We start from the raw sequence: 19,734 nt of genomic DNA on the forward strand, positions 1-19,734 counted from the left end.
TATTAATTTAAAGTTTTTTCTTTCCACCAAAGTTCTTTCCAATGGTTTCCAGTATCATTTAATTGTTTTGTTCCTTTTGTTGATCTTCCGTTCTCTATAATCTCATTTAAATCAGCGGTTAAATCTGAGACCATTTTCTCATTATCATTTGCAATGTTATATTGTTCTCCTGGATCATTTTTTAAATTATAAAGTTGCACTTTTGGAAGCCCCTCTAAAGCCTTTTTGTTATTAGGTCTAGGAAAACTCCAGCCACCAGAATCCGGGCAGAGAATTAATTTATAATCTCCTTTTCTTATGGCAAAACTACCGTTGATAGAATGATGTATTGTACTAGTTCTTTCTTCGGTATTATTTGAAGGTATACTCATAGATTTGAGCATAGAATAACTGTCTTCTCCTTCTGAATCTTCTAAGTTTATGTTCGCAATATCAGCAACTGTTGCAAAGAAATCTGTAGTGCAAATTGTGTTTTCTGAAACGGTATTGGGCTTTACTTTTAAAGGCCATTTTACAATAAATGGAACACGATGTCCTCCTTCGTAAATATCCGCTTTGTGACCTCTATAAATAGCACTTGGATTGTGTCCTTTTTCTTTTAATATCATAAAATCAGCTTGTGGTGAACAACCGTTATCACTTGTAAAAACGATTAGCGTATTCTCTTGAATACCTAATTCCTCTAATGTGCTTGTTAATTGCCCAATATAGTGATCTATCATCACCACAAAATCTGCATAAGGATTTAAGTTGCTTTTTCCTTGCCATTTTACGGTTGGAAGAATTGGCGTATGTGGCGAGGGTAATGGTAAATACAAGAAAAAAGGGTTATCATCTTTCGCTTTGTCTTTGATATATGAAATCGATTTTCTGAAAAAATTAGGAGTTACATCATCATGAATAAAATCATCACCAGTAGGGCCTTCTCTCCACCAAGTATATTTCCCTTTGTCAACTGTAATTTTAGTAGGAACAGAAGTTGGTAAGCCGTTTTCTACATAGACATAAGGCGCCATATCTAGAGATCCGCTATGCCCAAATGAATAATCAAATCCTAGATCTTTTGGGCCGTTAGTTATAGGTTTGCTAAAATCAATGTTTTTATAATCAGTAGCGTTCCAACCTGTTCCTAAGGTAGAATCTTGATCCTTTTTAGCCCAATCCCAACCTAAATGCCATTTGCCAATATAAGCCGTATTGTAGTTTTTATTTTTTAATAAACTAGCAATAGTTGTTCTGCTATTTGGAATTAAGGCTTTTGAAGTTCCTGTTAATACGCCATTTTTTAATTGGGATCTCCAATTATATCTTCCAGTTAAAATTCCATAGCGTGTTGGCGTGCAGACGGCTGATGAGGTGTGAGCATCGGTAAATTTCATCCCAGCTTTCGCTAAGTTGTCAATATGTGGTGTTTCAATTTTACCATTCGGATTAAATGCCGAAATATCTCCATAACCTAAATCATCTGTAAGAATATAAATGATGTTTGGAAGTTTTTCCGATGTACTTTCTTTTTTACATGAAAGAACTAAAAGCGAAATAAAACCAAAAACAAATATTTTTTTTATGCTCATCTTGTCTTTAATATTAATGTTTTCTCTTGTTGATTTCTGAAAATAACAAGATTGATTTTTCCTTTCCAATTATGACCTTCATATACATTCATTAAATCTGGAATTGAATTTATTTCTTGTCCTTCACCCGATATAATAGCGTCTCCAATTAGTATTGGAGAATTCGAAAGAACACTATTCTCTTCAATTGGAATTGCAGGATTTTCTTTTCTGAGTACTTGAACTTGATCTAGGGCACGATGAATATTGTTTATAGGTTCATTTTTAGTTTCTGAATAATCCAAGTTTCCTTTTGAGCTTGCATAAATTTTATGCGACTGGCTATGTACTTCAGAAACGAAGATATACATCAAAATAAAGATATAACACAGTTTTTTCATTCAGTTATTCCTTTGTTATTTTAAAAGCATAGGCATATGCGTCCGTAGATTTCATATTGTTAGGGTTGTAAACAGGCATAGAAATATGTACGTTTTTACCCATTTGTTTTGACTTTAAAACTTCTCCGGTCGCCAATAAAGTAACAGTGGCATTATCTGCTAATTCAAAATCGTTGATAACCATTTCCTCTTCTGGCCATTTCGGAGCAATAGCAAAATAGGCATCTTCATTTTGTGTAAAAAACAATTCCTTTACAGCATATCCTGGCTCTGGATCGACGGTCTGTTTAAGAATAAAATCTCCACCTAAATAATGTTGTTTTGGTTTGTAGTTTTGTTCACCTTTAGACCATTGAAATGACGATTTCCAAGACTTTGTACCATAAATTGCTTCACCATTTGTTTCTAGCCATTCTCCAATTTGAAGTAGTCTTTCTTGCATAATTGGAGGGATATTTCCTCTACTATCTGGGCCAATATCTAACAATAAATTTCCACCTGCACTTACTACATTTGTTAACATTAATACCAATGCTTTTGGCGAATTGTAATCTTGGGCGTCTTCATTTTGGTTGTACCCAAAAGAAAAGCCCATTCCTCTACATTCCTCCCATGGACGTGTAAATTCTGGAGCCTCAGCCTCATATTCGGTAGTAAAATATCCACCATGTTTTTTTCGAATGCCTTTACCCCAACGATCGTTTATAACAATCGAATTTTTTACTTGAGATTCGTTGAACAACCATGCTAAAAAATCTTTCGATTTCCACTTACTATCTTCCATGTCCCATTCTCCATCAGCCCATAAAACATCAGGATTGTATTTTGTAACCAAATCTTTTATTTGAGGTAAAAAATGCTCATCAACAAAACGTTCTCTATCATTTTTCCACCATGGGTGATACCATTCATACAATGAATAATACAAGCCCATTTTTACATTTGTGTTTTTAACTGCTGTTGATAGTTCACCGACCAAATCTCGTTTGGAACCAACTTCCATACTGTTCCAAGCAAAACCTCTATCATTTGCTTGTTTATTAGGCCAAAGGGTATATCCGTCATGATGTTTAGATGTTAAAACAATATATTTTGCTCCTGCTTTTTCGAATAAAGTAGCCCACTCTACAGGGTCGAATAAATCCGCTTTGAAATTTTCTCCGAAATCGTAATAAGAGAAGTCTTCGCCGTATGTCGCTTCATGATAATTTACAACTTCATCACCCTTAAATTTTCCATTTCCAAAAAGAGATTTGCTCTGTAACCAATATTGATACCATTCAGAATACGTTCCTTTTGGTGTATATGCAGGTACGGAATAAGGTCCCCAATGAATGAAGATTCCGAATTTTGCACCTTCAAACCAATTTGGAATTGGGCGGGAGTCTAATGATTCCCATGTCGCCTCGTATTTTTTTTGAGCAAAATTGTTTAACCCTATAAATAGGAGTATAGTAATTGTTATGAATTGATATTTTTTAATCATGAATTTATTTTTTTGATATTTCAAAAGCCCATGCATCATGAGATGGTATTTCATTATATTTTATATTGGCAGTATTTACAACCACTTTTCCATCTTTGAACTCCCAATCTAACTTTCGATCTAGACCAACCATTTTAATGGTAGCATTTGCACCCAGGTCTTCAATAGAAAGAACAAGTTCATCTTCGGGCCATTCAAAACTTATGGCATAAATATTTCCATTGTTTTGCGTATAACACAAATAGGTTTGAAGGGAAGAATAATCTCCAATTAGACCATTTTTGGTTGTATCCTTATCTTGGAATAAATACGCTCCTGGTACAATTTGTTGTTCTGTTTTCTTAGTTTTCCAAAACAAGGCAACGGAAGCGTTTTGTTTCTTTTCTCTGTATTTAATTGTAATTGGATATACTTTGCCTTTATCTAGTTTTATGGTTCCGTTAGTCGATGCAGTTGTTTTAGCACCCATCACTTCAGATTGCGTTCCTGTTGCTGTATAATTTTGATTAATTATTGTTTTGTTGTCTATAAAAACAACAACTTCATCATCTGCCTTTGTTTCAAAAGTATAGGTATCTGAGTTCGGAACTGTTATATACCCGTTCCATTCTATATCAAAGTTGTCTTCTTTAATCCCTTTCATTGGAGAATTGCGAACCCAATTGAAATTGATTTCGGCATCAACTCTTTGAATAGAAACTATCTTTTCTTCTTCCTTTACTTTATAAGTGGTACTTCCATAAATGGCTTCATCGTTTAATTTCAGCCAATCTCCTAGTTGCACCAAGCGTTCTTGTTGAATAAGGGGAATCTGTCCATCTGCACCAGGTCCAACATTTAAAATCATTCCACCACCATTGGCAACTGTTTGAACAAATCGATGAATTAATTCTTGAGGAGTGCCATAAGCTTCTAAATCTTCATTTCTATTCAGTCCGAAAGATCGCCCAATTCCTCTAACTTCTGCCCAAGGTCTGTCGGTAACTTTAATTCCAGCGCTGTATTCAGGAGTTAAAAATCCAGTGTCAATTCCATGCCCCCATCTGTTGTTTACAAGAGCATCTTCTCCTACTAAATTATAATACCAATCTATTAACTCGGCTGAATGCCATTGCTTGGCAGTATTAAACCATTCACCATCGGCAAAAATAAGCGATGGTCTGTAGGTACTCACCAATTCCTTAAATTGAGGAATCATATATTGCTCTACATAAGGCCCAATTTGATCGTGAGGATCTGTATACCATTTGTGCAAAGGGTGATTCCACTCCGACAACGAATAATACAATCCCATTTTAAGACCTGCGTTTCTAACCGATTCCGTTAATTCACCTACAATATCTCTTTTTGGTCCTGTGTCTACACTATTCCAATTTCTATTGTATTTACTTGGCCATAAGGCATATCCATCGTGGTGTTTTGTTACCAACATTACATATTTTGCTCCTGCCTTTTTGAATAATTCTGACCACTCATCTGGATTGAATAACTCAGCTTTAAATTCGTTGGCAAAATCTTTATAAGTAAAATTTTGACCGTACGTATCTTTCATAAACTTGGTTCGTAAGGTATCGTTGGTTTGAATACCTCGTAAAAACCATTCAGCATAGGACTCTTTAGAACCATAAGAGGGCACTGAGTACAATCCCCAATGAATGAAAATTCCTAGTTTTGCATCCTTAAACCATTGCGGATACGGTCTCTCATTTATTTTTTTAACAAGTTCATCTTCGACATTTGATTGTGCAAAGTTTGCCTGAACTGTTAAGGTGCTTGCAAGTAAAAAAAGTAAAATTTTATTCATAACTATCCATTTAATTTTATAAATCCACCATCAATAGGGTAGTCCGTACCGGTTATAAAGCTTGCTTCATCTGAGCATAAATACAAGGCTAAATTTGCCATTTCTTCTGGCTTACCCATTCTGCCAATTGGCTGTGTTTTCGAAAGTTTCTCGAACATTTCCTCTTCTTTTCCTGGATAGTTTTTAGAAATAAATCCGTCTACAAATGGAGTGTGAACTCTTCCTGGAGAAATGCAATTACAACGAATATTGTCATTTACATAGTCCTTTGCAATTGAATACGTCATGGTTAAAACAGCTCCTTTAGTCATAGAATACGCAAACCTGTCTGAGATACCAACTGAAGAAGCAATAGAGGCTAAGTTTAAAACTACACCGCCACCATTTGATTTAAAATGAGAGATGCAGGCTTTTAAACAATTGTAAACTCCTTTGATATTTACATTGTACAATCGATCTAAATCAGCTTCTTCAACCGCTTCAATGTTTCCTACATGCGCAATTCCTGCGTTGTTGATTAATATTGAAATTGGTTGATTGCTTTGTATTTGGTTTGTAATGTCGTTTACTTCTTTTTGGTTTGCAACATCGCATTTAAATGCATTAGCCTTTCCTCCAGAATTTATAATTTCTGCAACCGTTTCATTGGCCGCTTCAAGATTAAAATCTAAGATGTTTACGTTTGCTCCTTGTTCTGCAAACGTTTTTGAAATTGCTTTTCCAATTCCACTTCCGCCACCAGTAACTATGGCAGATTTACCTTCTAAACTAAATTTCATTTGTTTAAATTTTTAATTTTCATCCTTCCAAATTTTTCCAGTAGGGAATTCATAATCAATCAATGATTGCTCTTTCATCGTAATGCTGTAGCCAGCTATTTTTGGTGGCATATAGGCTCCATTATTAATTACGACAGGATCTAAAAAGTGTTCATGTAAGTGGTCAACAAATTCAATAATTCTATTTTCTTTTGAGCCACTAATTGCAATATAATCAATCATGGATAAATGCTGAACATATTCGCATAATCCTACACCACCTGCATGTGGGCAAACTGGAATTTTAAATTTTGCGGCCATAAGTAAGATTGCTAAAATTTCATTGACACCTCCAACACGACAACTATCTATTTGGCAAATTTCTATAGCTCCTGCTTGCATCAATTGCTTAAACATAACTCTGTTTTGGCAATGTTCTCCTGTTGCGACTTTAATAGGTGCAACTGCCTGTGCAATTTTTGCATGTCCGAGCACATCATCAGGGCTTGTTGGTTCTTCAATCCAATACGGATTAAATTTTGCTAAATGCGCCATGTTTTCAATAGCTTCATCAACATCCCATTTTTGGTTAGCATCCATCATTAATTGTAAATCATCTCCAATTTCTTCTCTAATAATGGCCGCTCTTCTCATATCATCTTTCAAGTCAGAGCCAACTTTAATTTTCATATGTTTAAAACCTTCTTCTTTGGCTTCTCTACATAATCTGCGCATTTTGTCATCAGAATAACCTAGCCAGCCCGCAGAAGTTGTGTAAGCAGGATACCCATTTTGCAATAAATCATCAATACGGTCTTGTTTTGTTCCTTGTTTAGATTTTAGTAATTCTAGAGTCTCAGTAGGTGTAATGGCGTCCGTTATATATGTGAAATCAATACAATTCACCAGTTCTTCAGGAGACAAATCCGCCAACAATTTCCACAGTGGTTTGCCTTCTGCCTTAGCATATAAATCCCAAACGGCATTGACAACGGCTCCTGTAGCTAAATGAATTACGCCTTTTTCTGGTCCAAGCCAACGTAATTGACTATCTCCAGTTATCATTTTCCAAAAATCACCCATATTTTGAGTGAAAGATTCTAACGTTTTTCCAACAACTAAATAAGATAAAGATTCGATCGCGGCCACACACAATTCGTTTCCTCGACCAATTGTAAATGTTAGACCATGTCCTTCTAAATTTTCTTGATCTGTTTTTAAAATAACATAGGCTGCTGAGTAATCAGGATCCGGATTCATGGCGTCAGAGCCATCTAAAGATTTACTTGTAGGAAACCTTACATCTTTAATTTCAACTCCTGTAATTGTAATTGACTGCATTTGTTTTAATTTCGAATTAATGAATGTCAAAGTTATCTCTGATTACAAATAAATACAACCACTGAAATTACGAACACCAATACTTTTTTTGCCTATTTATTTAGTATTTATGATTTTCGGTGATATTTTATGTATTCTGTTGGTGACATTTCTTTAATACTTTTGAATTGTCGATTAAAATTAGAGATGTTATTAAAGCCAGATTCAAAACAAATAGAAGTGATGTCTAATTGGTTTTCAATCATCAGCTTACAGGAGTAGCCTATACGCACTTCATTTAGAAATCTAGAAAAAGTTTTTCTGTTTACACGTTTAAAAAAACGGCTAAAAGAAGCTGGGTTCATATTAATTACGTCCGCCACGTCTTTAAGGTATATAGTTGCTGTGAAGTTCTTATATATGTATGCGTAAGCTTTTGCCATATGTTCATTGTCCAAATGATTAAAGGAATCTATATATCCTTGACTTGACAATAAATCGTAATTTTTATAATTTGAAAGTGAATTAAGAATATTTAAAAAACCCAATGTTTTTTCAAAAGGTGTTTGATTTTCTAATTTTGTAAGTTGGTTTATAATTGAATTGTCTATTTCTCTAAACCGAATACCTAGTTTCGCACGTTCAAAAAGTTTAGAAATATGTTTCATTTCCGGGGTTAGGAAAAAATCATTGCCTAAGAATTCTTTCTTAAAATGGACTACGACGGCTTCTGCCATTAATTTTGAATTTGGCTCAAAATAGCGGTCATCATTCAGCATCATATGTGGCAGGTTTTCACCTATTAAAAAGAGTTCTCCTTTCTGAAACTTTTCAATATTATCCCCAATGAAACGTGTTCCGTTGCTTTTTGCAACATACACCAATTCCAATTCTGGGTGGAAATGCCATAATTTTAGAAAATTAGGGTATTTATTGGTTTTAACCGTAAAGGAAGAGTCATTTAAACTACTTCTATCTACTAAATGAAGTTTCATATTAAATTACATTTTTTTTCTAAATTGGTAAATATAAGCAAAAATAGTATTGATATAAGATGATTATATGTAGGTGTTCGTTAAAACAATGATTAACTTTGAATCAATTAAATTATAAGAATGAGAAATAAATTCGGTTTGTTGATTTATGTTTTGTTAATACTTAACAGTTGTTCTAATAAAAGTCAAGTGTCATTAATTGAATCGTCAAATTTTAATGAAGGTATTCAGAATAAAAAAGTACATTTATTTACATTGAGAAATAGTAACGGGATGATTTCTCAAATTACAAATTTGGGAGGTAAGGTAGTTTCCTTATGGGTAGTTGATGCCAACGGAAATTATGAGGATGTGGTGTTAGGGTTTGATACCGCGGAGAAATATATAGAGGCTAAAGAGAAATATTTTGGAGCATTAATAGGAAGGTATGGTAACAGAATTGCAAATGGAACCTTTAAATTAAATGATAGTATTTATTCAATAACAATTAATAACGGTGTCAATCATTTGCATGGAGGATTAGAGGGTTATAATGCTGTGGTTTGGGATGCTGAGCAAAAGTCAGAATCAAAATTAGAATTGACTTATTTGTCTAAAGATGGTGAAGAAGGGTATCCTGGAAATGTTTTGATTACCACAGTTTATGAATTGAAAGATGATAATTCACTAGCGATAAAATACAGGGCTACGACTGATAAGTCCACACCAATAAATTTAACACATCACTCTTTTTTTAATTTAAAAGGTGCAGGAAAGGGAACTATTAATGATCATTTATTACAAATAAACGCTAATTACTTTACTCCAATAAATAAGGAGATAATTCCGACAGGTGAAATTATTTCAGTGCAAAATACTCCTTTCGATTTTAGAAGGTTAAAGTCAATTTCAAATGGTTTATACAACCAGAATGAGCAACTGGAATTTGGTTCTGGTTATGATCATAATTTTGTGGTTAATGGAGCAGGCGTCAGAACTGTGGCAAAAGTTGTGGAACCAACATCTGGTAGAGTAATGGAGGTGGTTTCGGATGAGCCAGGTATTCAATTTTATGGAGGAAATTTTTTAAGTGGTACTAAAGGAAAAAATGGTAAAACGTATGAATATAGAGGTGCGTTTTGTTTAGAAACTCAACATTTTCCGAACAGTCCAAATCAACCAAATTTTCCTTCAACAATTTTGAATCCAGGAGAAATTTATACTTCAATCTGTATATATAAATTTTCAACACAACCATAATATGAGGCAGATTTTTATTCTAATATTCTTTTCAAGTTTGTTTATCGGTTTCGTAAATCCGGAACCTCCAAAAACCTTTAAAGTGATGGCATGGAATATTTTTCATGGAGGAAACGACATTGAAAATGGTCAAGAAAATGTGATTGAAATAATTAGAGAAATCAACCCGGACATTATTTTAATGGTAGAAACGTATGGTTCTGGGAAGAAAATTGCAGAATCTTTAGGGTATAATTTTCATTTGATTGCTAAAGAAGGAACCGTATTAGATGATAAACGAATTAACTTATCAATCTATTCCAAGTTTCCGTTTGGGGAACGTATTGATACGGAGAACTCATTTTATTTAGGAGGTAGAGAGATTTATGTTCATGGAGCTAAAATGAACTTTTTCTCTAATTGGTTTCATTATGAGCCTTGGAGTGACGCACCGGAGAACCTAGAGAAATCAGTAAATGAATTGTTAGCATGGGAGCAAACGGGTGCTAAATACAGAATGATTAATAAAATGCTACCTGTTATAAAAAAATATGCAGCACAATCAGACTCAATACCGATGGTTTTTGGTGGAGATATGAACACACCTTCGCATTTAGATTGGGGAGAAGAAACAAAAGAACAACACAATGGTTTGGTCGTGCCTTGGTATGGAACAAAAGTGCTCGAAGATATTGGTTTGGTAGATTCTTATAGGGAAATGTATCCAAATCCAATTACACATCCTGGAATTACTTGGGATTGGCCAGAGAAAGTAGATGAGCATCGTATAGATTATATTTTTTATAAAAGCCCTTCAATTACTCCAATTGAATCGACAACCTACAAATCTTTTTTTAATGAACGTTTAACCATAAATAACAAAACAATTATAAATCCATCTGACCATGGAATTGTAGTAACCACTTTTCAACTAAACGACTAATTATTATGAGTAATTTAAAATCGAGTCTGCTGGCACTTTTACTATGTCTAGTTTTAAATAATTATTCACAAAAAAACGACAATTACAAAAAGGCATTTTTAATATTATTAGATGGAATTCCGGCCGATATTATTGAAAGTGTCGAAACACCAAATTTGGACGAAATCAGTGCCAAAGGTGGCTATGCTAGAGCCCATGTTGGCGGAGAAAAAGGTGGCTATTCACAAACACCAACAATATCTGCGCCGGGATACAATTGCTTACTCACAGGTACTTGGTATCATAAACACAACGTAAAAGGGAATTCTATTACCGATCCTAATTACAATTATTGGAGTATTTATAAACAAGCAAAGGAGTCTAAACCGCATTTAAAAACGGCAATTTTTTCTACGTGGTTAGATAATAGAACCAAATTGTTAGAAGGAGCTACGGGCACTACGAACAGTTTTAAATTCGATTATTCATTTGATGGTTTTGAACATGATACGATTCAATTTCCGCATTCAGAAGACCGAAAATTTATTTTTAATATTGATGAACATGTTTCTACACATGCGGCTGATTATGTTCTAGAAAATGGGCCAGATGTATCTTGGATGTATTTAGAATTTACCGATGATATAGGACATAAATTTGGCGACAGCCCTCAAATGTATGAAGCTGTAAAACTAGCTGATAAACAAGTAGGTCGTGTTTGGAATTCGTTGAAGCAAAGAATGAAAAAATACAATGAAGATTGGATGATAGTTATCACTACAGATCATGGAAGAAATAAAAAAGACGGTACTGGACATGGAGGGCAAAGCGAGCGTGAGCGTTTAACTTGGATTGTAACCAATAAAGAAACTAATGAACACTTTAAAAATCAACCTGGTATTGTAAGCATTGCGCCATCAGTATTAAATCATTTAGATATTGATATTCCAGAAGAAAGGGCATTTGAATTAGATGGGACATCGTTTATAAATGATATAGTAATTAGTGATTTATCTGTGATTAAAAAAGATGATGAGTTACATTTAAATTGGAAATCTCATGGAGAAAGCGAAAAAATAAAAATTTTATTATGTACAACAAACAACTTTAAAGAAGGAATAGAAGATGTGTATAAGAAAGTTAAGAAAAAAAATTCAATGGATGAGTCTGCAATAATTTCATTAGAAAACAACACATCTATATTCTATAAAGTAGTGTTGAAATCGTCTAAAAACTCAGTGAACTATTGGGTAAAATAATAACTGATTAGTTGGATTAAGAAAACTAATAATAGCAAAAAAGCAGCGATTTTAATTGCTGCTTTTTTATGAGTTCTTCAATGATTTATTATTTTTTAGATCCTGAAATATCCAGTGTTCCTTCTATATAAGAAACAGTTCCTTCGAAGGATTTTTTATCAAATTCCAAATCAAATTCTACTTCAGTGTCTTCAACATACATCGAAAAAGTAACGTTTTTTCCATCTACCACTAAATTGTCTACTTCGGTTTTGTATCCTCCAATTTTGGCATAACCATTTAATTCTCCATCTGCCTTTTCAAAAATTAAATCGCCTTCCTGGTAATCGTAAGGTGCATCAGGAACTTCATAAGACCAAGTGCCTAATATTTTTTTAACATTTGAATTGCTGGTTATTGTAAAACTGGCCAAAACGAACATACAGATTAAAAGCCCAGTGGATTGCATGATTTTTTTCATAATTGATTATTAAATTTTATAGTTTTAGATGGTCCAAGATATTAATTTTTTCTGCAATGTTTGGTTTATCAAAGAATGCATCATAAAATCAGATGATTTTTATGTAAAACTTTCAATTCATTTAGTATTTTGACCAACTCAAATTCTAAGTTACTGCTATGATCAAACGTGTAAAAGAAATTTATAGTAAAATATTTAACTCCTATGGACATGGTTCGTTAGAAAATCACATTGGAAAAATTATTGAGTTAGATACGTTTTTACCTTACAGTTCCACTTTTTTTTGCATTACAAATACACAGAATTTATCATTTGAGTATATAAGTAAAAATATGTTTGCATGCTTGGGCTATACTCCCGAAGAGTTTAAAGAAAAAGGCATGCGTTATTTATGGAGTAAAATTCACCCAGACGATATTGATCTTTGGTTAAAGGCTTTAAATGAATTAATGACTTATACACTTGATTCCATTTCCATAGAATCGCGGACTAAAATGAGTTATACCTGGAATTATCGCGTTAAGAATAATAAAGGCACCTATGTAAATGTTGTCCAAAACACAACTCCTTTAGAGTTCGATACTGAAGGAAAACCAATAATTGGATTGGCACATTATACGGTGTTAAATGCTCAAATAAAAATGGATGTTTGCGCTTCGGCAAATTTGCTAAACGAACAAAACGAGTATGAAACTATGTATTTTAATAACTTCTCTCAAAAACTATTAACTGACGGTATTTCAAATCGAGAAAGAGACATTATTAGATTGTTAGTGTTAGATAATACAAGTAAAGAAATAGCCCTTAAACTTAGTATTTCTCCAAACACGGTTGATACACATAGAAGAAATATTCTAAAGAAAATGAATGTTTCATCTACAGGGGAATTGATTGGAATTTTCAAAAGCAAAACCTTTTCTATCTAAAAAATACTCAAATTGAGTATTGTGCGGTATTTTATTTGGTAGTTACTTTACACTATCTAAAAGATACTTCTAAGCGTTTCTACAAATCAGTAGAATTGTTGGGTTTAGTTAAGATGTGTAAGGTTTATGAAAAAGAGAAAGCTTCAAATGTTCCCATAAGCATTTGGAGCTTTAATTTTTTAGGAGTTGAGATAATCTCAATTTTCTAGTATTATTTTTATCAATTTTAATATATTTTCATTCCCTTTTTATTCCTAAATTTAGGACATAAGATTATAACTTTATTCATGTATTATATCGGTTACGATTTAGGGAGTTCCTCTATTAAATTTGCACTTGTAAACGTTAGTACTGGCAAAAACAGTCTAACTTTAAATGAACCGCAGTCAGAAATGGAGATTAGCGCTCCAATGAAAAATTGGGCAGAACAAGATCCAGATTTATGGTGGCAATTTATTTGTAAAGGCACCAAAAGAATTATTGAAGAATCAGGGATAAATCCAACTGAAATTTTAGGTATTGGTATAGCCTATCAAATGCATGGTTTGGTTGTGGTAGATGAGAAAGGTGAATCACTCAGAAATGCAATTATTTGGTGTGATAGTAGAGCGGTAGAAATCGGAAATAAAGCGTTTTTAGATTTAGGTGAAGAGAAGTGTAAAGCTCATATTTTGAGTTCTCCTGGTAATTTTACAGCGTCTAAATTAAAATGGGTTAAAGATCATGAGCCTGATATTTATAGCAAAATTCATAAGTTTATGTTACCAGGTGATTTTATTGCACATAAACTTACAAGTGATTTTACAACTACCAAAAATGGACTTTCCGAAGGGATATTATGGGATTTTAAAAATGACAAAATTGCCGATTGGTTGTTAGATTATTACGGAATAGAAGAATCACTTGTTCCAACTGTTGTAGATAATTTTTCCAATCAAGGAACTGTGTCGGAAAAGGCTTCTAGATTAACAGGGTTACCGGTTGGAATTCCGATTAACTATAGGGCAGGAGATCAACCAAATAATGCATTGTCTTTAAACGTATTTAATAATGGTGAAATTGCGGCTACGGGAGGAACTTCAGGAGTGCTTTATGCCGTTACAAAAAATTTGAATTCAAATGAATCGGTACGTATTAATAATTTTGCTCATGCCAATTATTCGACTGATAATAAGACGGTTGGAAAACTTCTAAATATTAATGGTGCTGGAATTCAATACCGTTGGATAAAAAATATTTGCGGAGATTTATCGTATGAAAAAATGAATGTAAAAGCATCAGAAATTTCAGTTGGATCTGGAGGAGTTGTAGTTATTCCATTTGGTAATGGGGCAGAGAGGATGTTCGAAAATAAGGTGGTTGGAAATCATATTTTAAATTTAAATTTTAACCAACATCATCAAGGGCATTTATTTAGAGCAGCGCTTGAAGGCATTGCCTTTGCCTTTGTGTATGGCATGGAGATATTAAAAAATGACAATGCTAAAATAAAAGTAATTCGGGCAGGGAATGACAACCTATTTCGTTCTGAAATATTCTCGAATAGTGTAGCGACATTAATTGGTCATGAAATTGAAATTTATGACACTACAGGAGCTGTTGGCGCTGCAAGAGCTGCAGGATTAACAGATGGAGATTTTGAAAATTTCGGGAATCAAATTATGCGCAATGATTATCTTAAAACATATAAACCCATTGCTGACGCAGCGGAATATGAAAAAGCATATCAATTATGGAAAAAATCACTAGTATCAATTATAAAAAATAATTAAAATGGTAACAATAGGAGATAAAGAATTCTATAAAGGAATTGGAAAAATTGAATTTGAAGGAAAGGAATCGGACAACCCCTTAGCCTTTAAATATTACAATCCAGATCAGGTGGTTGCTGGTAAGACCATGAAGGATCATTTTAGGTTTGCCATTGCATATTGGCACACATTCTGCGGACAAGGTGACGATCCTTTTGGTCCCGGAACTCAAAATTTTGGGTGGGACAATTCTACTGATGTTTTGCAAAGAGCAAAAGACAAGGCAGACGCAGCATTTGAATTTGTTACCAAAATGGGATTCGATTATTTCTGTTTTCACGACTTTGATTTAATAGATGAAGGAGCAACATTAGCAGAATCGGAACAAAGGCTTCAATTTATAACGGAGTACCTTAAAAACAAACAACAAGACTCTGGAGTAAAGTTGTTGTGGGGAACGGCAAATTGTTTTTCCAATCCACGTTATATGAACGGTGCTGCAACAAACCCTGAATTTAATGTTGTGGCAAGAGCGGGCGCTCAAATAAAAATGGCCTTAGACGCAACCATTGCCTTGAATGGAGAAAACTATGTTTTTTGGGGAGGTAGAGAAGGGTATATGTCTTTATTGAATACTGATATGGGTCGTGAACTAGATCATATGGGACAGTTTTTGACCTTGGCAAGAGACTATGCAAGATCGCAAGGATTTAAAGGAAATTTCTTTATTGAGCCTAAGCCGATGGAGCCAATGAAACATCAATATGATTTTGATACGGCAACAGCGATTGGATTTTTAAAAGAATATGGATTAGAAAATGATTTTAAAATCAACATAGAAGTAAACCATGCAACACTGGCACAACATACTTTTCAGCATGAAATGGAGGTTGCTGCAAAATCTGGGATGCTCGGAAGTTTAGATGCCAACAGAGGAGACTACCAGAATGGTTGGGATACAGATCAATTTCCAAACAATATTCAAGAAACAACAGAAGCCATGCTCGTATTTCTAAAAGCAGGAGGTTTGCAAGGTGGAGGAATTAATTTTGATGCTAAAATCAGGCGTAATTCAACCGATTTGGAAGATGTGTTTCATGCACATATTGGTGGTGCCGATACTTTTTCCAGAGCATTATTAACCGCTGATAAAATAATTCAATCTTCCTCGTATCAAAAATTGAGAGAAGAACGCTACAGTTCGTTTAACAATGGCAATGGAAGAGCCTTTGAAAATGGAGAGTTGAAATTGGATGATTTGTACAAAATAGCAGTTGACAATGGAGAGCTGTCATTAAAAAGTGGCAAGCAAGAATTGTTTGAGAATATCATCAATCAGTATATCTAAGCGTATTTAGGAGGGATTATTGCAGTAGTTCCTAATGAGTTTACTAGATTTGTTTTCAATTATTTTAACATTTTGTTAATGCAGAAATTTAATAGTTTGTTAGATTTTTGCGATTATAATTGACTAAACATGAAAAAACTATTACTCAGTTTCATTTTAATTGTGAGCGTTGCTGCGCAAGCTCAGATATTAGAGCCAGTAAAATGGAGTACAAGCTTTGAGAAAATTTCAGAGAACGAATTTGATTTAATCGCAACTGCTACTATAGATGCAGGATGGCATGTGTACTCTCAAAGTGTTCCAGAATATGGTCCCATTCCAACTACTTTCGTGTTTGAAGGTTCAACTAACTTTCTAAAAAAAGGAAATACCAAAGAAGGTAAAGGACATGAAGTGTACGATAAAGTTTTTGAATTAGATATTAAGTATTTTGAAGACGAGGCTGTATTTAAACAACGAATTCGATTGAAGACAACCGATGCATTTGTTGTAAATGGTGTGGTAGAATTTATGGTTTGTAATGATACACAATGTTTACCGCCTAATGAAGTGGATTTATCATTTGATATTCCAAAATCATAACTAAAATTTAGAATGAAAAAACTAATTATAGCACTTTTATTGTTGGTAAGTGCCACTGTAAACGCTCAGATTTACGACCCTGTAAAATGGAGTACAAGCGTTGAGAAAATTTCAGAAACGGAATATAATTTAATCTCAATTGCAACCATTGAAGAGGGCTCGCACTTATATTCTCAAGATGTACCTGATGATGGACCAATTCCGACATCTTTTATTTATGATGATGAAGGAGGGAAAATTAAAATCATAGGAAACACATTAGAAGAAAAAGGTATTACTGTTCAAGATGCAGTTTTTGAAATGGAGATCAAATATTTTGAACACCAAGCAAGGTTTGTTCAGAAAGTAAAGATCTCTGAAGATGTAAATAAAATCATTGGTTTTGTAGAGTTTATGGCTTGTGATGACAAACAATGTTCACCGCCAACCGAAATAGATTTAGAATTTAATCTCGATACTGCAGTTCCTGCAACGACATCTGCTAATAGCGAAGAGAATACATCTAATGTAACATCAGATATTGGGTCAAAAGTAAATGATTCAGATGCAAAAAAGAAAAAGAAAAAAGGACTTTGGGCTATCTTTTTTATAGCCTTTTTATCAGGGTTTGCAGCATTGCTAACACCATGTGTATTCCCAATGATTCCGATGACGGTAAGTTTCTTTACCAAGCAAAGTAAATCGAAAGCAGCAGGAATTAGAAATGCGGTAATTTATGGTTTATCCATCATCGCCATTTATGTTGCTTTAGGTTCTGGAGTTACGGCAATTTTTGGTGCAGATGCTCTAAATGCACTGTCTACCAATGTTTGGTTTAATCTTATTTTCTTTGTTTTATTAATTGTTTTTGCGGTTTCCTTTTTAGGTGCATTCGAAATTGTTTTACCGAGTTCTTGGGGAACAAAAGTTGATAAGCAAGCCGATAGAGGTGGCTTGGTTGGTATCTTTTTTATGGCTTTAGCACTGGCTATTGTGTCATTTTCGTGCACTGGGCCCATTGTTGGGACTTTGCTTGTAGAAGCCGCTTCTAAAGGTGGTACAGCCCCAATAGTAGGGATGTTAGGGTTCTCATTGGCAATCGCGTTACCCTTTGCATTTTTTGCCGCTTTTCCAGGTTGGTTAAATTCATTACCAAAGTCAGGAGGATGGTTGAATACGGTTAAAGTTGTATTAGGGTTTTTAGAATTAGCCTTGGCATTTAAATTCTTATCAAATGCCGATTTGGTCTTGCAATTACATTGGTTAGAACGCGAAGTTTTCTTAGCAATTTGGATTGCTATATTTGGTACACTTACATTGTATTTATTTGGTAAAATTAAGTTGCCTCACGATAGTCCTTTAACTCATATTTCTGTTGGTAGATTAAGTTTAGGATTGGTATCCTTATCATTTACATTGTATATGTTACCAGGTCTTTGGGGAGCACCGTTAGATTTAATCAGTGCATTTCCGCCAGCACAACATTATAGTGAATCTCCATACGGAGTTGGCTTTGAAAAATTAGGCTCAGGAGGCGGAAGTAGTCATGTTGGTGAGATTCCGGAAGGGGCTCATCTAATGGCACCACACGATATTTTAGCCTTTAACGATTATGATTTAGGGTTGGCTTATGCCAGAAAAATAGGAAAACCTGTTATGTTAGATTTTACTGGACACGCTTGTGTGAATTGTAGAAAAATGGAACAAAATGTTTGGGTAGAACCAGAAGTGTTAAGTATTCTAAAGAATGACGTCGTTTTAATTTCTTTGTATGTAGATGACAAAAGACCATTGCCGGAAGGAATGGAAATAGATTCGAAATTGCGTCCTGGTAAGAAATTAAAATACATTGGACAGAAATGGAGTGAATTACAAGCCTTGAAATACGAGACCAATTCGCAGCCGTATTATGTTTTAATGGGGCATGATGAAAAATCATTAAACGAACCAGTAGCTTATACACCTGATGTAGAAGAATACTTCGCTTGGTTAAAAGACGGAGTGTCTAAGTTTAAGTAATAAAACATAAAGTATTGACATATAGAAGTCGCTCTAATAGAAATTAAGAGCGGCTTTTTTTTGTATATTTATCTTAAAAATTTAAGAATATGAAAAGTTCTCTGCTAACCTTAGTATGCGTTTTTTGCACTTTTTTAACTGTTTTTGCACAAGAAGAATCTTCTGAAGAAAAAAAGTCTATGGATGAAATAGCAAAGGAAATGTCAAATCCAACATTACCTATGTTTAACCTGTCTATGTTTTATGATTATCAGAAAATGACAGGAGACTTGCCGGGAGCTAGTGATCAAAGTATAAATTTATTAGGGGTGCAGCCTCCTTTATCTTTTCCGTTAAAGAATGGCAAGAATTTAATTATTCGACCATTATTCACGTTCAACTTTGCAGCGCCAGTTTATAAATCTAATGGTTTTGAATCGGCAGGAGGATTGCATTTTGGAGATATACCGATTGATATTTTATATGCCGGTACAAATACAGAAACTGGGGTTATGTTTGGTTACGGTGCCGTAGCAAATATACCAACCAATAGCAGTAAAGATTTAAGAGGCGAATGGCGTTTAGGCCCTTCTTTATTAATTGGAAAATTAGGAGCAAAATCTGGAGGTATTTTGATAATTAACAATTCATTTCAATTATCGGGCAGTGGAGATAAACACCATGTATTGGGTGGTCAATATGTGTTTTTTGTTGGCCTAGGCAATGGGTGGCAGTTTGTAGCCTCACCACCGTTTTCATACAACTGGAAAACTGAAGGTTTAACTTTACCTATTGGAGGAGGTCCATTTAGAACTATTATGATGGGGAAAACTCCAGTAAAGGTAGGCGTACAATTCAATTACTACATATCACAACCAGATCCTTTTGGGCCTAAATGGGGACTTAGATTCAATATTACACCAAGATTAACAAGACCTTGGTAATTATAATTTTGAAATAACTTATAAATTAAA

Annotated in this window: 17 protein-coding genes; 9 read left to right on the plus strand and 8 right to left on the minus strand. The window is 34.1% G+C overall.

Annotation, left to right across the window (positions count from 1 at the left end):
• Positions 1 to 2: 2 nt before the first annotated feature.
• The 7 genes from RM519_RS07390 to RM519_RS07420 form a co-directional block, all read right to left on the minus strand.
• On the minus strand, positions 3 to 1,574 hold the full coding sequence (locus tag RM519_RS07390) for a sulfatase family protein (RefSeq protein WP_311593044.1): 1,572 nt from the start codon (positions 1,572 to 1,574) through the stop codon (positions 3 to 5).
• On the minus strand, positions 1,571 to 1,954 hold the full coding sequence (locus RM519_RS07395) for a hypothetical protein (RefSeq protein ID WP_311593045.1): 384 nt from the start codon (positions 1,952 to 1,954) through the stop codon (positions 1,571 to 1,573). The genes RM519_RS07390 and RM519_RS07395 overlap by 4 nt, the downstream gene beginning before the upstream one ends.
• A 4-nt stretch (positions 1,955 to 1,958) precedes the next feature.
• Complete coding sequence (locus tag RM519_RS07400) at positions 1,959 to 3,440, minus strand: alpha-L-fucosidase (protein ID WP_311593046.1); 1,482 nt, start codon at positions 3,438 to 3,440, stop codon at positions 1,959 to 1,961.
• Between the two features lie 4 nt (positions 3,441 to 3,444).
• Positions 3,445 to 5,244, minus strand: a complete 1,800-nt coding sequence (locus tag RM519_RS07405) for an alpha-L-fucosidase (protein ID WP_311593047.1) — start codon at positions 5,242 to 5,244, stop codon at positions 3,445 to 3,447.
• Between the two features lie 2 nt (positions 5,245 to 5,246).
• Positions 5,247 to 6,023: an SDR family NAD(P)-dependent oxidoreductase gene (locus RM519_RS07410; RefSeq protein WP_311593048.1), complete on the minus strand. Its 777-nt coding sequence runs from the start codon at positions 6,021 to 6,023 to the stop codon at positions 5,247 to 5,249.
• 12 nt (positions 6,024 to 6,035) lie between these two features.
• Entirely contained in the window at positions 6,036 to 7,343 is a 1,308-nt protein-coding gene (locus RM519_RS07415) for an L-fuconate dehydratase (protein WP_311593049.1), read from the minus strand.
• 107 nt (positions 7,344 to 7,450) lie between these two features.
• Positions 7,451 to 8,317: an AraC family transcriptional regulator gene (locus RM519_RS07420; RefSeq protein WP_311593050.1), complete on the minus strand. Its 867-nt coding sequence runs from the start codon at positions 8,315 to 8,317 to the stop codon at positions 7,451 to 7,453.
• A 120-nt stretch (positions 8,318 to 8,437) separates the two neighbouring features.
• Between RM519_RS07420 and RM519_RS07425 the strand changes: the two genes are divergently transcribed.
• Genes RM519_RS07425 through RM519_RS07435 form a run of 3 tightly spaced genes read left to right on the plus strand, consistent with a single transcriptional unit; the run spans position 8,438 to position 11,716 of the window.
• Entirely contained in the window at positions 8,438 to 9,556 is a 1,119-nt protein-coding gene (locus RM519_RS07425; RefSeq protein WP_311593051.1) for an aldose epimerase family protein, read from the plus strand.
• A 1-nt stretch (position 9,557) separates the two neighbouring features.
• The gene (locus RM519_RS07430; RefSeq protein WP_311593053.1) at positions 9,558 to 10,478 is read left to right on the plus strand and encodes an endonuclease/exonuclease/phosphatase family protein; all 921 of its coding nucleotides are present in this window, start codon (positions 9,558 to 9,560) and stop codon (positions 10,476 to 10,478) included.
• A 5-nt stretch (positions 10,479 to 10,483) separates the two neighbouring features.
• Positions 10,484 to 11,716, plus strand: a complete 1,233-nt coding sequence (locus RM519_RS07435; RefSeq protein ID WP_311593054.1) for an alkaline phosphatase family protein — start codon at positions 10,484 to 10,486, stop codon at positions 11,714 to 11,716.
• A gap of 88 nt (positions 11,717 to 11,804) precedes the next feature.
• Here RM519_RS07435 and RM519_RS07440 read toward each other — a convergent pair whose 3' ends face one another.
• Positions 11,805 to 12,176 carry a hypothetical protein gene (locus tag RM519_RS07440; RefSeq protein ID WP_311593055.1) on the minus strand — a complete coding sequence of 124 codons (372 nt, stop codon included), beginning with the start codon at positions 12,174 to 12,176 and terminating at the stop codon, positions 11,805 to 11,807.
• A gap of 158 nt (positions 12,177 to 12,334) precedes the next feature.
• Here RM519_RS07440 and RM519_RS07445 point away from each other — a divergent pair, with 158 nt between their 5' ends.
• The 6 genes from RM519_RS07445 to RM519_RS07470 all read left to right on the plus strand — a co-directional run bounded on the left by RM519_RS07445 (position 12,335) and on the right by RM519_RS07470 (position 19,704).
• Positions 12,335 to 13,102, plus strand: a complete 768-nt coding sequence (locus RM519_RS07445) for a LuxR C-terminal-related transcriptional regulator (protein WP_311593057.1) — start codon at positions 12,335 to 12,337, stop codon at positions 13,100 to 13,102.
• Between the two features lie 287 nt (positions 13,103 to 13,389).
• Positions 13,390 to 14,874, plus strand: a complete 1,485-nt coding sequence (locus RM519_RS07450) for a xylulokinase (RefSeq protein WP_311593058.1) — start codon at positions 13,390 to 13,392, stop codon at positions 14,872 to 14,874.
• 1 nt (position 14,875) lies between these two features.
• Positions 14,876 to 16,201, plus strand: coding sequence for a xylose isomerase (gene xylA, locus RM519_RS07455; protein WP_311593059.1), 1,326 nt, complete (start codon positions 14,876 to 14,878; stop codon positions 16,199 to 16,201).
• Between the two features lie 129 nt (positions 16,202 to 16,330).
• Entirely contained in the window at positions 16,331 to 16,783 is a 453-nt protein-coding gene (locus tag RM519_RS07460) for a protein-disulfide reductase DsbD domain-containing protein (RefSeq protein WP_311593060.1), read from the plus strand.
• Positions 16,784 to 16,795: 12 nt separating this feature from the next.
• On the plus strand, positions 16,796 to 18,781 hold the full coding sequence (locus RM519_RS07465) for a protein-disulfide reductase DsbD family protein (RefSeq protein ID WP_311593062.1): 1,986 nt from the start codon (positions 16,796 to 16,798) through the stop codon (positions 18,779 to 18,781).
• An 89-nt stretch (positions 18,782 to 18,870) separates the two neighbouring features.
• Entirely contained in the window at positions 18,871 to 19,704 is an 834-nt protein-coding gene (locus RM519_RS07470) for a hypothetical protein (protein WP_311593063.1), read from the plus strand.
• Positions 19,705 to 19,734 lie beyond the last annotated feature (30 nt).

Origin of the sequence: Urechidicola vernalis, assembly GCF_031846385.1 — a bacterium.
In the GTDB taxonomy this organism is placed as follows: domain Bacteria; phylum Bacteroidota; class Bacteroidia; order Flavobacteriales; family Flavobacteriaceae; genus Urechidicola; species Urechidicola vernalis.